The sequence below is a fragment of the Oceanicella sp. SM1341 genome, assembly GCF_003448965.1.
Classification (GTDB): domain Bacteria; phylum Pseudomonadota; class Alphaproteobacteria; order Rhodobacterales; family Rhodobacteraceae; genus Paroceanicella.
The window spans coordinates 15760-31153 of sequence record NZ_QRGC01000045.1; the positions used below are offsets into that span (position 1 = coordinate 15760).

General features: G+C 71.2%; 14 protein-coding genes and 1 pseudogene. 10 read left to right on the plus strand and 5 right to left on the minus strand.

What is annotated here, in order from left to right; translation table 11 throughout:
- Window positions 1-2: 2 nt before the first annotated feature.
- The 4 genes from D3P35_RS24345 to D3P35_RS24360 form a co-directional block, all read right to left on the minus strand.
- Window positions 3-755 carry an ATP-binding cassette domain-containing protein gene (locus tag D3P35_RS24345; protein ID WP_118138535.1) on the minus strand — a complete coding sequence of 251 codons (753 nt, stop codon included), beginning with the start codon at window positions 753-755 and terminating at the stop codon, window positions 3-5.
- Window positions 748-1446: an ABC transporter permease gene (locus D3P35_RS24350; RefSeq protein ID WP_118138536.1), complete on the minus strand. Its 699-nt coding sequence runs from the start codon at window positions 1444-1446 to the stop codon at window positions 748-750. The genes D3P35_RS24345 and D3P35_RS24350 overlap by 8 nt, the downstream gene beginning before the upstream one ends.
- A gap of 217 nt (window positions 1447-1663) precedes the next feature.
- Window positions 1664-2116 (minus strand): DUF3291 domain-containing protein, encoded by a 453-nt coding sequence (locus tag D3P35_RS24355; RefSeq protein WP_118138537.1) that lies wholly within the window; start codon window positions 2114-2116, stop codon window positions 1664-1666.
- Between the two features lie 148 nt (window positions 2117-2264).
- Window positions 2265-4454, minus strand: coding sequence for a primosomal protein N' (locus D3P35_RS24360; protein ID WP_118138538.1), 2190 nt, complete (start codon window positions 4452-4454; stop codon window positions 2265-2267).
- 113 nt (window positions 4455-4567) lie between these two features.
- Here D3P35_RS24360 and fsa point away from each other — a divergent pair, with 113 nt between their 5' ends.
- From fsa to pnp, 6 genes are all read left to right on the plus strand, one after another.
- Window positions 4568-5221 (plus strand): fructose-6-phosphate aldolase, encoded by a 654-nt coding sequence (gene fsa / locus D3P35_RS24365; RefSeq protein ID WP_118138539.1) that lies wholly within the window; start codon window positions 4568-4570, stop codon window positions 5219-5221.
- A gap of 46 nt (window positions 5222-5267) precedes the next feature.
- Window positions 5268-5990, plus strand: coding sequence for a DUF484 family protein (locus D3P35_RS24370; RefSeq protein WP_118138540.1), 723 nt, complete (start codon window positions 5268-5270; stop codon window positions 5988-5990).
- On the plus strand, window positions 5987-6913 hold the full coding sequence (locus D3P35_RS24375; RefSeq protein WP_118138541.1) for a tyrosine recombinase XerC: 927 nt from the start codon (window positions 5987-5989) through the stop codon (window positions 6911-6913). Before D3P35_RS24370 ends, D3P35_RS24375 begins: the two co-directional genes overlap by 4 nt.
- A 92-nt stretch (window positions 6914-7005) precedes the next feature.
- The gene (locus tag D3P35_RS24380) at window positions 7006-7713 is read left to right on the plus strand and encodes a phosphatidylcholine/phosphatidylserine synthase (protein ID WP_118138542.1); all 708 of its coding nucleotides are present in this window, start codon (window positions 7006-7008) and stop codon (window positions 7711-7713) included.
- A gap of 302 nt (window positions 7714-8015) precedes the next feature.
- Entirely contained in the window at window positions 8016-8285 is a 270-nt protein-coding gene (gene rpsO, locus D3P35_RS24385) for a 30S ribosomal protein S15 (RefSeq protein WP_118138543.1), read from the plus strand.
- A gap of 253 nt (window positions 8286-8538) precedes the next feature.
- Entirely contained in the window at window positions 8539-10668 is a 2130-nt protein-coding gene (pnp, locus tag D3P35_RS24390) for a polyribonucleotide nucleotidyltransferase (protein ID WP_118138544.1), read from the plus strand.
- Window positions 10669-10752: 84 nt separating this feature from the next.
- Here the strand turns inward: pnp and D3P35_RS24395 are convergent, their stop codons facing one another.
- Window positions 10753-11583, minus strand: a complete 831-nt coding sequence (locus tag D3P35_RS24395; RefSeq protein ID WP_118138545.1) for a GIY-YIG nuclease family protein — start codon at window positions 11581-11583, stop codon at window positions 10753-10755.
- 137 nt (window positions 11584-11720) lie between these two features.
- Here D3P35_RS24395 and D3P35_RS24400 point away from each other — a divergent pair, with 137 nt between their 5' ends.
- From D3P35_RS24400 to D3P35_RS24415, 4 genes and pseudogenes are all read left to right on the plus strand, one after another.
- Window positions 11721-12596 carry a DMT family transporter gene (locus D3P35_RS24400; protein WP_118138546.1) on the plus strand — a complete coding sequence of 292 codons (876 nt, stop codon included), beginning with the start codon at window positions 11721-11723 and terminating at the stop codon, window positions 12594-12596.
- A gap of 74 nt (window positions 12597-12670) precedes the next feature.
- On the plus strand, window positions 12671-13777 hold the full coding sequence (gene hisC, locus D3P35_RS24405; protein WP_118138547.1) for a histidinol-phosphate transaminase: 1107 nt from the start codon (window positions 12671-12673) through the stop codon (window positions 13775-13777).
- Complete coding sequence (locus D3P35_RS24410) at window positions 13774-14700, plus strand: prephenate/arogenate dehydrogenase family protein (RefSeq protein WP_118138548.1); 927 nt, start codon at window positions 13774-13776, stop codon at window positions 14698-14700. The genes hisC and D3P35_RS24410 overlap by 4 nt, the downstream gene beginning before the upstream one ends.
- A pseudogene (locus D3P35_RS24415) lies at window positions 14697-15394 on the plus strand (hypothetical protein); the annotation flags it as partial. The gene D3P35_RS24410 and the pseudogene D3P35_RS24415, both read left to right, overlap by 4 nt.

Here is a 15394-nt window from a genome sequence, read left to right on the forward strand (position 1 = left end):
CCTCACAGCAGCAGCCGGCCGTCGAGATAGGCGCGCGCCTCCGGGGCGGCGGGGGCGGTGAAGAAGCTCTCCGCCGGCTGCTCGCCCGCCAGCCGGCCACGGTGCAGGAAGGCCACGCGGTCGGCCAGCCGGCGCGCCTGGCCGGGGTCATGCGTCACCAGCACCACCGCGGTGCCGGCCTCCGTGGCGCCGCGGATCAGCGCCTCGATGGCCGCGGTCGCCTCGGGGTCGAGGCTGGCGGTGGGCTCGTCGAGCAGCAGGAGCCGCGGCTCCGCCCCCAGCGCCCGCACCAGCGCGAGGCGCTGCTGCTCGCCGCCCGAGAGCCGCCGCGCCGGGCGCTCGGCCAGCGCCTCCAGCCGGCCCAGCCGCAGCAGGCCGGCGATGCGCTCCGCCCGCGCCGCCCGAGGCACGCCGTAGGTGGCGAGCGCATGCGCGAGCGTGCCGCGCACCGAGCGCCGCAGCATCACCGGGCGCTGGAAGACGAGCGCCACCTGCGGCCGCGGCGGGGTGGCGGCACCGCCCCAGTCCGCCCGGCCGGCATCGGGCCGCACCAGCCCCGCGAGCAGCCGCAGCGTGAGGCTCTTGCCCGCGCCGTTCGGCCCCATCAGCGCCAGCACGCCGCGCCCGGGCACCGCGAGGTCGAGCCCGTCGAGCAGCGCCTGCCCGCCGCGCAGCACCCGAACGCCGGCAAGCCGGGCGGCCGGCGCCGCATCCACGGTCGAGGGGCCGTGCGCCGCGAAACGCCGCTCAGACATGCGCCATCCTCCCGCGCAGGCCCATCACGGCGGCGTTCAGCCCCACCGACATCGCCACCAGCAGGATGCCCAAGCCCAGCGCCAGCGCCAGCTCGCCCTTGGAGGTCTCGAGCGCGATGGCCGTGGTCATCACCCGGGTGACATGGTTGATGTTGCCACCCACGATCATCACCGCCCCCACCTCGGCCAGCGCGCGGCCGAGGCCCGCCAGCAGCGCGGTGAGCAGCGAATGCCGGGCGTCCCACAGCAGGGTGGCCACGCTGCGCGCCCGCCCGGCGCCCATCATGCGCAGCAGCTCGTCGTACTCGGTGTTGAGATCCTCGATCACCTGCCGGGTCATCGCGGCGACGATCGGCGTCACCAGCACCGCCTGCGCCACGATCATCGCCGCGGGGGAGTAGAGCAGCCCCAGCACCCCCAGCGGCCCGGCGGCGGAGAAGAGCATGTAGAGCACCAGCCCCACCACCACCGGCGGCAGGCCCATCAGCGCCGTCACCAGCACCACCAGCGCCCCGCGCCCGGGAAAGCGCGCCACGGCGAGGAAGGCCCCCAGCGGAAAGCCCACGAGGCAGGCCGCCGCCACCGCCGAGAGCGACACCTGCAGCGACAGCAGCACGATCTCCACCAGCGCCGGCTCTGCCGTCACGATCAGCCGGAACGCCTCCGCGAAGGCCGCGCCGAAATCCTGCATATCGCTGACACCGCCTCCCCGCCCGGTTCCGCCGTGCCCTCTCTATTGCATTTCGCGCCGCCTCTTGTCGATTCTTCCCGCACCCGGGAAATTTCGCAGCCTCCCCGCGCAGGCTCCCGCCGCGCCGGGCCGAGCGGCCGCAGGCCGCGACCACGCCCGCCGAGCTGCGGGGGCCGCGAGGCCCCCTCGGCGAGGCGGGCGTTCCCGCCCCCCGCGATCAGCCGTCCGCGTAGGCCCGCAGCTCGCGGATCTCGGCGAAACGCTCCCAGCCGAAGGCATGCTCGCCCGGGCCCTCCGCGTCCATCCGCGCCTTGCGCGCCAGCGCCTCGGCCAGGGTGGGTTTCTCGCCCTCGGGGATGTACCACAGCACCAGCCAATTGTGGTCGAGCACCGGAAACCACTCGGCCCGGCGGCGGAAGAACTGCCGGTGCGCGGTGCGGAAGGCGAAATGCGCCAGCGCCTCGGGCCCTTCCCACAGCGACAGGGTCCAGGTCATCAGCGGATCGCCGAGGATCACCTCGTCCGCCCCGTCCTCCTTGAACTGCCAGAGAAACCCCGGGCTGCGCGCCGCGAGCGCCTTCATCCGCCCGACATTGTTCACGAAATCCGCCATGCGCGGATCGTCGAGCGGGTATTTCGCCAGCGCGATGTTGAATTGTGCCAGATGCATGCCCTTCCCCGTTGCCCCCTCTTGCGGTGGATCTTCGGCACGGGGCGCATGAGCCCCGCGCAGTCCCGATCCTGCGCCGGGGACGGCGGGTCTGGCAATGCTCTCGTGGCGCCACCTGCCCGCTATGGTGCAGTGCGGCGCGGGCTGCTCAGAAAAAGCTCATCGGGTCGACATCGATGCTCACCCGCACGCCGTTCGCCGGGCGCACCGAGTCGCGCCAGGCCCGGGCGGCGGCCTGCAGCGGCGCGCCTTTCGGCGCCTTCAGCAGCAGCCGCACCCGGGTGCGGCCGCGGATGCGCGCCACAGGTGCCAGCGCCGGCCCGAAGAGCGATATCCCCGCCCGCTCCAGCAGCCCCGCCGCCCGGCCCAGCGCCCGGGCGGTCTCGAAGGTGCGCGCCTCGTCGGGCCCCGAGACGACCACCCCGGCCATGCGCCCGTAGGGCGGCGCCCCGGCGGCGGCGCGGCTCTGCGCCTCGCTGCGCCAGAAGGCCTCCTCGTCGCCCGAGAGGATGGCGCGGATCACCGGGTGGTCGGGCTGGTGGGTCTGCACCAGCCCCAGGCCGGGCCGCTCGGCGCGGCCCGCGCGCCCGGCCACCTGGCGCACCAGCTGGAAGGTCTTCTCCGCCGCGCGCAGATCGCCCCCTTGCAGGCCGAGGTCGGCGTCGATCACCCCCACCAGGGTGAGCAGCGGAAAGTTGTGCCCCTTGGCCACCAGCTGCGTGCCGATCACGATATCCGCCGCGCCGGAGGCGATCTCGTCGATGCGCTCCTTCAGCTCCCGCGCCGTGGTGGCGAGGTCGGAGGAGAGGATGGCCACCCGCGCCTCCGGAAAGCGCCCGGCCACCTCCTCGGCCATGCGTTCCACGCCCGGGCCGATGGCGGCGAGCTTGCCCTCCACCCCGCAGCTCGGGCAGGCGGTGGGGATCGGCGCGGTCGCCCCGCACTGGTGGCACATCAGGATGCGGCGGAACCGGTGCTCGACCATGCGCGCGTCGCATTCCGTGCAGCCGATCTGGTGGCCGCAGGCCCGGCACAGCGTGAGCGGCGCGAAGCCCCGGCGGTTGAGGAACAGGAGCGACTGTTCCTTCGCCTCCAGCCGCTGCGCCATGGCCGCGGCCAGCACCGGCGAGATCCAGGTGTTGGTCGCCATCTCCTGGCCGCGCATGTCGATGGCGCGCATCTCGGGCAGCACCGCGGTGCCGAAGCGCTCCGGCAGGTCGATGCGGGCGTATTTCCCGGCCTCCGCGTTTGCCCAGCTCTCGAGCGAAGGCGTGGCCGAGGCCAGCACCACCTGTGCCGCGGTGAGCGAGGCGCGCAGCACCGCCATGTCGCGGGCGTTGTAGAGCGCGCCGTCCTCCTGCTTGTAGGAACCGTCATGCTCCTCGTCGACGATCACGAGGCCGAGGTCGCGGAACGGCAGGAACAGCGCCGAGCGCGCGCCGATCACCAGCCGCGCCTCGCCCTCGGCCACCGCGCGCCAGCAGCGCCGGCGCTCGGCCATCGAGGCGCCGGAGTGCCATTCCGCCGGCCGGGCGCCGAAGCGCGCCTCCACCCGCTCGAGGAAATCCACCGTGAGCGCGATCTCGGGCAGCAGCACCAGCGCCTGCCGCCCGGCGGCGAGGCACTCGGCCACCGCCTCGAGATAGACCTCCGTCTTGCCCGAGCCGGTGACGCCCTTGAGCAGCGTGGTCCCGTAGCGCCCCGAGGCGACCCCGGCGCGCAGCTTGCCCGCCGCCTCCGCCTGCAGGGGCGAGAGCGCGCGGCCGGGGTGGCGCGGGTCCATCAGCGGGTAGGGCGCGTCGCGCGGGGCATCGCCCGCGATGAGCGCGCCCTGCGCCTCCAGCCCCTTGATGACCGAGGTGGACACCCCCGCCTCGGCCGAGAGATCGGCCAGCGAGAAGCCGAGGCCGCCATGGGCGCGCACCACCTCCAGCACCCGGGCGCGCGCCGCGGTCATCCGCGCGGGCTCACCCGGGCCGGCGCGGTAGACCCGCCGCGCGCCGGGCGGCTCGGCGAGGCCGGGCGCGCGGGTGGCGAGGCGCAGCATCGCCGGCAGCGGGGTGATGGTGTACTCCGCCGCGCGCTCGAGGAAGGCGCGCATCGCCGGCAGCATCGGCGGCAGGTCGAGCCGGTCGGTCACGGAGCGGATGCGGCCCTCGAACCCGCCCTCGCCCGGGCCCCAGACCACGCCGATCACCTGGCGCGGGCCCAGCGGCACGCGCACGAAATCGCCGGTGCTCACCCCGCCCTCGGGCGCCTTGTAGTCCAGCAGCCGGTCCAGCGGCTCGGTGGTGAGCACCCCGACCAGCGTGCCTTCGGAAAATTCAGCCGCGTCCATTCTGTCTCCACCCCGCGGGTTTCACGTGTCCCGGATGCGCGCTATATACCGGGCCGGGCGAGCGGCACGGGCAGCCCGGCCCGTCCCGGCCCTCAGACATCGGAGCGCATGGCATGAAATTCTTCGTGGACACGGCTGAAATCGACGAGATCGCCGCCCTGGCCGAGACCGGCATGGTCGACGGCGTCACCACAAACCCCTCGCTGATCATGAAATCGGGGCGCAACTTCCTCGAGGTCACCAAGGAGATCTGCAACATCGTCTCCGGCCCGGTCAGCGCCGAGGTCACCGCGCTCAAGGCCGACGAGATGATCGCCGAGGGCCGCAAGCTGGCCGAGATCGCCGAGAACATCGCCGTCAAGGTGCCGCTCACCTGGGACGGGCTGAAGGCCTGCAAGACGCTGTCCGACGAGGGCAGGATGGTCAATGTCACGCTGTGCTTCTCCGCCAACCAGGCGCTGCTGGCAGCCAAGGCCGGGGCCACCTTCATCTCGCCTTTTATCGGTCGTCTCGACGATATCAACCTCGAGGGTCTCGACCTGATCGCCGACATCCGGCAGATCTACGACAATTACCACTTCTCCACCGAGATCCTCGCGGCCTCCATCCGCTCGGCCAACCACATCTCCGAATGCGCCAAGATCGGTGCCGACGTGGCCACGATGCCGCCCTCGGTGCTGCGCAAGCTCGCCGATCACGTGCTGACGGACAAGGGGCTCGACTCCTTCGTGGCCGATTGGGCGAAAACTGGACAGAAAATCATCTGACAGTAACACTTGGCGGTAACTCTTAAGTGATTCGCGAGCTGCCCACATGCCCGATCCCCTCGAGGATTCCGCTGAGTTCAAGGCCCAGATCCTCAAGGATCCCCAGGCGCTTCTCGAAGACGTCGACGTGATGAAGGCGCTCATCTCGGCCGGAGACGGCCGGGCGGGGCGCAACGTCGTCGACCTCAGGGGCGTGCTGGTGGAGCGGCTCGAGACCCGGCTCGGCCGGCTGGAGGACACGCACCGCTCGGTGATCTCGGCGGCCTACGAGAATCTCGCGGGCACCAACCAGATCCACCGGGCGGTGCTCGCCCTGCTCGAGCACGAGGAGGATTACGCCGCCTTCCTCGCCACCGTGGCCGAGGACCTGCCCAACATCCTGGCGGTGGATTTCGTGCGCGTGGGGCTGGAGACGGCCGCGCGCGACGAGGGCCTGCCGCTGGGCCCGGCGGGGCCGCTTGCCCCGGTGGTGGTGGCGCTGGCGCCCGGGGCCGTGGCCGCGCGCTTCGGGATTCCCGGCGCGGGCGGCACCCACCGCGCCGTGCTGCTGCGCCAGAGCCATGCCGCCGACGCCCGCCTGTTCGGCGACCGCGAGGGTGAAGTGCAGTCCGAGGCGCTGCTGCGGCTCGATTTCGGGCCGGGCCGCCTGCCCGGCCTGCTCATCCTCGGCGCGCATGACCCGCGACGCTTCAGCCCCGACCAGGGGGTGGACCTGCTCACCTTCTTCGGCGCGGTCTTCGAGCGCAAGATGCGCCGCTGGGCGGAATGACCGAGGCCTCCGAGGGCGCCTCGGCCCTGCTCGAGGACTGGCTCTCCCACCAGCGGGTGCTGCGCGGCAGCCGCCCGCACACCATCGAGGCCTACCGGCGCGACGTGGCGGGCTTCCTCGGCTTTCTCAACCTGCATCGCGGCGGGCCGGCCGGGCTCTCCGCCCTCGGCACCGTCACCCATTCCGACATGCGCGCCTGGATGGCGCGGGAGCGCGAGCGCGGCCTCTCCGCCCGGTCGCTGGCGCGCGGCCTCTCGGCGGTGAAGGGCTTCTTCCGCTGGCTGGCCGAGCACCGGGCGGTGGAGGCCCCGGCGGTGCATGCGATGCGCGGGCCGCGCCTGCGCCAGCGCCTGCCGCGCCCGATCCCGAAGGACGCCGCGAGCGCCCTGCTCGACCGCGCCGAGCTGCAACACCCCGAAGCCTGGGTGGCGGCGCGCGACCGCGCGGTGCTCACCCTGCTCTACGGCTCCGGCCTGCGCATTTCCGAGGCGCTCGGCCTGCCGCGCGGCGACGGCGTGCTGCCCGACGTGCTGCGCATCGCCGGCAAGGGCGGCAAGGAGCGGCTGGTGCCGGTGCTGCCGGTGGCCCGCGCCGCCGTGTCGGAGTACCTGCGCCTGTGCCCGCACCAGCCCGGGCCGGATGGGCCGCTGTTCCTCGGCGCGCGCGGCGGCCGGCTGAACCCGCGCACGGTGCAGAAGCTCATGGAGGTCTGCCGCACCCAGCTCGGCCTGCCCGCCACCGCCACGCCGCACGCCCTGCGCCACAGTTTCGCCACCGCGCTGCTGGAGGCGGGTGGTGACCTGCGCGCCATCCAGAGCCTGCTCGGCCATGCCTCGCTCTCCACGACGCAGGTCTACACCTCGGTCGACCAGGCGCGGCTGATGGAGATCTATGCCGCGGCCCATCCGAAGGGCGGCGGGTGAGCGGCCGGGCGTCGCAGCGAATCGGCTTTCGTTCGCCGAGGATGACAGTTTAATGTGCGCCGCATGAAACTCAGATCCGCGACCCGCGCCGCATGACCCGACGTCTCCAAGCCTTTTCGGTGCACCTGCTGACCGCCACCGGCGCGGTCTTCGCGCTGCTCGCCATGTTCGCCGCCGCGCGGCAGGACTGGAGCCTGATGTACATCTGGCTGGTGGTGGCCCTCGCGGTCGACGGCATCGACGGCCCACTGGCCCGGCACTACCAGGTGAAGGCCAACGCCCCGCAATGGGACGGGGTGCTGATGGACCTGATCATCGACTACCTCACCTATGTCTTCATCCCCGCCTTCGCGCTGGTGGAGAGCGGGCTGCTGCCCGGCTGGGCCGGCTGGTTCACCGCCATCCTCATCAGCTTCTCCTCGGTGGTCTATTTCGCCGACACGCGGATGAAGACCTCCGACAACAGCTTCTCCGGCTTCCCGGGCTGCTGGAACATGGTGGTGCTGGTGTTCTTCGCCGTGGAGCCGGCCTGGTGGACCGTGATCGCCCTCTCGGTGATCCTCGCACTGGCGCAGTTCTTCCCGATCAAGTTCGTGCACCCGGTGCGCACCGACCGCTGGCGCGCCATCAGCCTGCCGGCCATCGTGCTGTGGACCGGCTTCGCCGGCTGGGCCGCGGCGGAGGATTTCGCCCCGCCGATGCTCTGCACGCTGGGGCTGCTCATCACCTCTGCCTACCTGCTCGGCGCCGGTGCCGCCCAGCAGATCCTGCCGCCGCGCCGGAACGGAAAACGCGGCTGAGGCCGCCCCGGGCGCGGGGCTGACGCTGCGTCAGCCCCGCCTTCGCGGCCCCCGCCCGGCGGCCGCAACCGGGCCCGGAATACGGACCGGGCGCCGCGCCGGCCGGGGCGCAGGCCCCGTGCCTGCGGGCCCCGGGGGCGCTTCCGGCCCCGCCGCAATAGAGCTTCCAATCAGGCGCGAAACGCTGTATGGACCCGGGAGCGCTGGCGGGTCTTCCCACCGGTGCCATGATGCATACGACTCTGCTGGACGACATCCCGGCAGCAGCCGTGCTTATCAACTCTGATTTGAGGAGATCCCCGATGTCGATCACGCCCGACGTGAAAGAGAACCTGATCAAGGAATACGCCACCAAGGAAGGCGACACCGGTTCGCCGGAAGTCCAGGTTGCGATCCTGACCAGCCGCATCACCACGCTCACCGAGCACTTCAAGACCCACAAGAAGGACAACCACTCCCGCCGTGGCCTTCTGAAGATGGTCTCCCAGCGGCGCAAGCTGCTCGACTACGTCAAGGCGAAGGACGAGGAGCGCTACAAGTCGCTCATCCAGCGCCTCGGCATCCGCCGCTGACGCGGTGACGGACGCGCGCCCTGCGGGGCGCGTTTTCGTTTTTCCATGACCGGGGCCCGGGGCCCCCGCCCCGCCGGACATCGGCGCGGCACAGCCCCCGGACCGGGAAACCGGAAGACAGACCGACTGACCGAATGGTGCACCCGGCCCAAGGCTCCGGCCGGACTGCGCGGAAAGCAAAGCAGAGCCCGCCCCGCATGGGGGCGCTTTGGGCCGGCCCAGGGGGGTCGCGCCCCGACGAAAAGGAAATCGGATGTTCAACATTACCAAGAAGACGATGGAATGGGGCGGCGAGACGCTGACGCTTGAGACGGGCAAGATGGCCCGCCAGGCCGACGGCTCGGTCGTCGCGACCCTCGGCGAGACCTCCGTTCTCGCCACCGTCGTGTACGAGAAGAAGCCCAAGGTCGGCTTCGACTTCTTCCCGCTCTCCGTGCACTACCAGGAAAAGTATTACGCCGCGGGCAAGATCCCCGGCGGCTTCTTCAAGCGCGAGGCCCGGCCGACCGAGAAGGAGGTGCTGACCTCCCGCCTCATCGACCGCCCGATCCGCCCGCTCTTCGTGCCCGGCTTCAAGCACGAGACCCAGGTGATCGTGACCGTGCTCAGCCATGACCTGGTCAACGACCCTGACATCCTCGGCATGATCGCGACCTCCGCGGCGCTGACCATCTCCGGCGTGCCCTTCATGGGCCCGATCGGCGCGGCGCGCGTCGGCTTCGTCGACGGCGAGTACGTGCTGAACCCGCATGTCGAGGACATGGCCAAGCTCAACGAGAAGCCGGACCAGAAGCTCAACCTCGTCGTCGCCGGCACCGCCGACGCGGTGATGATGGTCGAGTCCGAGGCCTACGAGCTCTCCGAGGAGGAGATGCTGGGCGCGGTCAACTTCGGCCACAAGGCGATGCAGCCGGTGATCGACATGATCATCGATCTCGCCGAGTCCGCCGCGAAGGAGCCGTTCGACTTCCAGCCGGAGACCAACGACGCCCTGACCGCCAAGATCCGCGGCATCGTCGAGGCCGACCTGCGTGACGCCTTCACCACCGTCGACAAGCTGGAGCGCCAGAACAAGGTCTCCGCGGCGAAGGAGAAGATGAAGGCCGGCCTGACCGAGGAGGAGCTCGAGGGCAACTTCGCCGGCTCCGCCTTCAAGGAAATCGAGTCCGACATCGTGCGCAACTCGGTGCTCGACACCGGCAAGCGCATCGACGGCCGCGATCTCGTGACCGTGCGCCCGATCGTCTCCGAGGTGGGCTGCCTGCCCCGCACCCACGGCTCGTCGCTGTTCACCCGCGGCGAGACCCAGGGCCTCGTGGTCACCACGCTGGGCACCGGCGATAGCGAGCAGATCATCGACGCGCTCGAAGGCGAGTGGCGCGAGCGCTTCATGCTGCACTACAACTTCCCCCCCTACTCGGTGGGTGAAGCGGGCCGCATGGGCTCCCCCGGCCGCCGCGAGATCGGCCACGGCAAGCTCGCCTGGCGCGCGCTGCAGGCTGTCCTGCCCGCCGCGACCGACTTCCCGTACACCATCCGCGTGGTGTCCGAGATCACCGAGTCGAACGGCTCCTCCTCGATGGCGACCGTCTGCGGCTCGTCCCTCTCGATGATGGATGCCGGCGTGCCGCTCAAGGCGCCGGTTGCCGGCGTGGCCATGGGCCTGATCCTCGAGGGCGAGCGCTTCGCCGTGCTCACCGACATCCTGGGCGACGAGGACCACCTCGGCGACATGGACTTCAAGGTGGCCGGCACCGAGAGCGGCATCACCTCGCTGCAGATGGACATCAAGGTGGCCGGCATCACCCCGGCGATCATGGAGCAGGCTCTCGCCCAGGCGAAGGACGGCCGCATGCACATCCTCACCGAGATGTCCAAGGCCCTCACCTCCGGCCGCACCGAGTTCTCCGTGCACGCGCCGCGCATCGAGACCATGACCATCAACGCCGACAAGATCCGTGAAGTGATCGGCTCCGGCGGCAAGGTCATCCGCTCGATCGTGGAAGAGTCCGGCGCCAAGGTCGACATCAACGACGACGGCCTGATCAAGATCGCCTCGCCCGATGGCGCGGCCATCGAGAAGGCCAAGGAGCTGATCAACTCCATCGTCGCCGAGCCGGAAGTGGGCCGCATCTACACCGGCAAGGTGGTGAAGCTGATGGACTTCGGCGCCTTCGTGAACTTCTTCGGCAAGCGGGACGGCCTCGTGCACGTCTCCCAGATCGCGCCGAAGCGGATCAACCACCCGTCCGACCTGCTGAAGGAAGGCCAGGAGGTGAAGGTGAAGCTGCTCGGCTTCGACGACCGCGGCAAGGTGCGCCTCGCCATGAAGATGGTCGACCAGGAGACCGGCAAGGAGATCACCGAGGAAGCGGCGGAGTAATCCGCCCACCCCGGCCTCCGGCCCCGAGAGACAGGAAACCCCGGCCCCCGCGGCCGGGGTTTTTCCTTGCGCGGGGGCAGGCGATCAGTTCTTGTTCAGCCCCATCTCCCGGCTGCGCAGCTTCAGCTTCCACATGGTTTCCCGGGCGAGAATCTCGTCGTGCGAGGCAGATGTGCCCGCCACTTCGAGGATCGATACCATGTAGTCGGCAGGCTCGCGGCTCTTCAGCCCCACATTGCCGCCATGCGCGTTTGCTGCGTAGTTCTGCCAGCGCCCCAGGAAACCGTCGCCTCCGGTCGCCGAGCCGACATACTGCTCGCGCGTACGCGGGCAGGTGAGCAGGTAGACGCCACGCGCCATCTGCAGCACCGCGCGCCACGGCGGCGGCAGAACGGGGATGCGGGACAGCGGCTCCTGAAAGCTGAGAAACCCGGGGAAATCCGGTTCGCGAAAACGCCGTCGCAGCTCCAGCACCGGCTTCTCCCGGCGATCCGCGTACTGGATCCATGATCGCGTGCCTGCGCCCCAGTCGATCACCAACCGGCCCCGCAGATCGTCCAGCCGATCATCCACGGTCAGATCATACATTTCGACTGTGCCGGTCGCATCGTACACATCCCTGTGCACCTGACGGTAGGGAACGCTGTTCATCCCCGTGAAAACGCCCGCCCACAGGCCCGCGAAAAGCGTGTCCTCCTGCGGTGTCACCACGAAGACAACCCAGAGCGCCCCGTGCAGGCTCTTGCGCCGGTTCGCCTGCACGGACTGGTATTCGACAAACGCCTCCGGCGCGTCGCGCCAGAGATCGTAGGGCTCGCGCCCCCGCACGGCCGTCTTGTCCCTGTGACGGACTAGTCTGGCCGCCGACGGGTTCACGCCCGCGCCACGCAAAATGGTATTCAGAGTCAGCACCATGAAATTCCCCTTCGGACCGGCCATCGGCAGGCCGGGGGCTTCATGGAACCTTCCAGGCGCGGCGTCCGCAACCTTTGCCGTTGACGGCGCGCGGGATTTCGGGCCTCCGTAGGGGCACCCTCATCAGGCCCGGACCCATGGCAGAACAGAACACCCTTCGCGGCATCCTCTACATGGTGCTCGCCACCCTTGTCTTTTCCGCGCAGGACGGGCTCTCGAAGCACCTCGCCGAGGCGGCGAACCCGATGTTCGTCATCATGGTGCGCTACTGGGCCTTCATGGTGTTCGTCATCGTGATCTCGGCGCGCAGCCCCGGCGGCCTGCGCGCCGCCATCCACACGAAGCAGCCCTTCCTGCAGGCCGCGCGCGGGGTGCTGCTGGTGCTGGAAATCCTCGTCACCGTCTGGGCCTTCACCCTGCTGGGCCTCGCGGCCACGCATGCGATCTTCGCCTGCTACCCGCTGCTGGTGGTGGCCTTCTCCGGCCCGGTGCTGGGCGAGAAGGTGGGCTGGCGGCGCTGGTCGGCCGTGGGGGTGGGGTTCCTCGGCATCCTCGTGATCCTGCGCCCCGGCCTCACCGTGCTCGACCCCAACGCGCTGGTGGCGCTCGGCGCCGCCGGCATGTTCGCGGCCTACGGGCTGATGACCCGCCTCGCCTCGCGGCAGGACCCCGCCACCACCTCGTTCTTCTGGATCGGCATCGCCGGCGGCATCACGGCCTGCATCATCGGCCCGTTCTACTGGACCGGCTTCTCCGCCTCAGACTGGGTGCTGATGGGCATCCTGTGCATCACCGGCGCCGGCGGGCACTACCTGCTCATCAAGGCGCTGGAAAGCGCCGAGGCCGCCACGGTGCAGCCCTTCGCCTACCTGCAGCTGGTCTTCGCCTCCTCCATCGGCATCTTCTTCTTCGGCGAGCATGTCGACGGCTGGACCGTGCTCGGCGCGGCGGTGATCGTGGGCGCCGGGCTCTACACCTTCTGGCGCGAATCCGTGCGCAAGAGGCGCAGCTGAGGCGCCCGGCTTCTCTGGCCAAAACCCTGCGAACCCCCTAAGACGGTGCCCGCAACACAGCGCCGGGTTGAGACATGAGCACCGAACACCAGAGCATCCGCCCCCAGCCGGGCATTCTCGAGATCGCGCCCTACGTGGGCGGCGAGAGCAGCCTCAAGGGCGTGAACCGGGTCATCAAGCTGTCCTCGAACGAGAACCCGCACGGGCCCAGCCCGCGCGCCATCGAGGCCTTCCGCGACGCGGCCGCCTCCCTCGCGCTCTACCCCGACGGCGGCCATGCCGGCCTGCGCCGGGCCATCGCCGAGGTGCAGGGGCTCGACGCCGAGCGGGTGATCTGCGGCGCGGGCTCCGACGAGATCATCGCCCTGCTCTGCCAGGCCTATGCCGGCCCGGGCGACGAGGTGATCCACACCGAGCACGGCTTCGCCATGTACCGGCTCTGCGCCCTCTCCAACGGCGCCACCCCGGTGGAAGTGCCCGAGCGCGCGCGGGTGACCGACGTGGACGCCATCCTCGCCGCCTGCAACAGCCGCACGAAGCTCGTGTTCCTCGCCGACCCGAACAACCCCACCGGCACGCTGGCGGGGCGCGGCGAGATCGCCCGCCTCGCCGCCGGCCTGCCGCCGCAGGCGCTGCTGGTGATCGACGGCGCCTATGCCGAATACGTGCGCGAGCCGGGCTACGATTCCGGCCTGTCGCTGGTCGAGGGCCGCGACAACGTGGTGATGACCCGCACCTTCTCCAAGATCCACGGCCTCGCCGCCCTGCGCGTGGGCTGGGGCTATGGCCCGGCGCATGTGATCGACACGCTGGCAAGGGTGCGCGGGCCGTTCAACGTCTCGCTCCCGGGCCTCGCCGCCGCCGAGGCCGCGATGCGCGATGTCGAGTACACCACCCATTGCGCGGTGCAGAACGAGGTCTGGCGCGACTGGCTGGCCAAGGAGCTCGGCCGCCACGGCGTGCCCTCCGACCCCGCGCACGGCAACTTCATCCTCGCGCGCTTCGACAGCCCGGAGACCGCGCTTGCCTGCGACGAGGCGCTGCGCAAGCGCGGGCTCATCGTGCGCCGGGTGGCGGGCTACGGCCTGCCCGCCTGCCTGCGCATCACGGTGGGTGACGAGGAGGCCTGCCGGCTGGTGGCCGAGGGGGTCGCGGCCTTCATGGCGGGGCGGGGCGCATGAGCGCGCAGCCCTTCCGCCATGTCGCGCTCATCGGACTGGGGCTGATCGCCTCGTCGATCTCGCACGCCCTGCGCCGCACCGGCGACGATGTCCGCATCACCGGCTACGCCCGCTCCGCGGCCACGCGCGCCCGGGCGGCCGAGATCGGCCTCTGCGAGGTGCGCGACAGCGCCGCCGCCGCCGCGGAGGGCGCCGACCTCGTGATCCTCTGCGTGCCGATGGGCGCGATGGAGGCGGTGGCGCGCGAGATCGCTCCCGCCCTCGCCCCCGGCGCCATGGTCTCGGACGTGGGCTCGGTGAAGGCCTCGGTGCTGGAGGCGGTGGCTCCGCACCTGCCCGAAGGCGTCACCTTCATCCCCGCGCATCCCATTGCCGGCACGGAGCATTCCGGCCCCGACGCGGGCTTTGCCGAGCTCTTCGACAACCGCTGGTGCCTGCTAACCCCCACGCCGGAGACCGACCCGGCCGAGACCGCCCGCCTGCGCGGTTTCTGGGAGGCGCTCGGCGCGCGGGTGGACGAGATGGAGGCCGCGCATCACGACCTCGTGCTTGCCGTCACCTCCCATGCGCCCCATCTGATCGCCTACACCATGGTCGGCGTTGCGGATGATCTGAGACGCGTGACAAACAGCGAAGTCATCCAGTATTCTGCCGCCGGGTTTCGGGATTTCACTCGCATTGCCGCGTCGGACCCAACGATGTGGCGCGATGTGTTCCTGACCAACAAGGACGCGACACTGGAAATTCTCGGGCGGTTCACAGAAGAACTCTTCGCCCTCCAGCGCGCGATTCGGACAGGGGACGGAGACATGCTTCACGCCTATTTCACCCGGACGCGGGCCATCCGGCGCGGCATCGTGCAGGCCGGGCAGGACACCGACGCGCCGGATTTCGGCCGCCACGCCGGAAAGGGCAGCCGTTGAGGCTGCGCCTCACCGCGGCCTGCGCCGCGATGATCGCCTTCGCTGCCGCCGCCCAGGCGCAGCAGGCCCCCGTGCCCGCCCCTGACGGCGAGGTGAACGTAACCCCCTTGCCGCAGGTGGCCCCGGGCTCGCTGCCCGACGCCATCGGCTCGGCCGTTAACACGCCCGAGGCCCCCGCGCAGGCTGCCGAACAGCCGGCACCCGGTGCTGCGCCCGCGCCCGCCGAGGCCCCGCGCCCGCAGACGGCCGGCACGCCCCCGGAGGCCCCCGCCCCGGAGGCCGAACAGGCGGCACCCGAGACCGCCGCGAGCCCGGCGGAGGCCCCCCGCCCGCAGGATCCCGCCCTGCAGGCCGGGCAGACCGCTCCCGAGGCCGCGCCGCCTCCCGCCGAGGCCCCGCGCCCGCAGACGGCCGGCACGCCCCCGGAGGCCCCCGCCCCGCAGGCCGAACAGGCGGCACCCGAGGCGGACCCGGCCGAGGCCCCGCGCCCCGAGGCCAACGACAGCGCGAACGCGGCTCCGGCCACCTCGGCCCCGGGAACGGGCGACACCGCGACGGCCCCGGCGCGCGAAACCGCACCGGCACCCGGCAGCAGCCCCCGCCCCCCGGCACCCAACCCCGCCGTGGCGCGCGAGACCAGTGCTCCGCGCGCGGCCCCCCGCGCGCAGCAGGCGCCGCAGACCGCCGCCGCTCC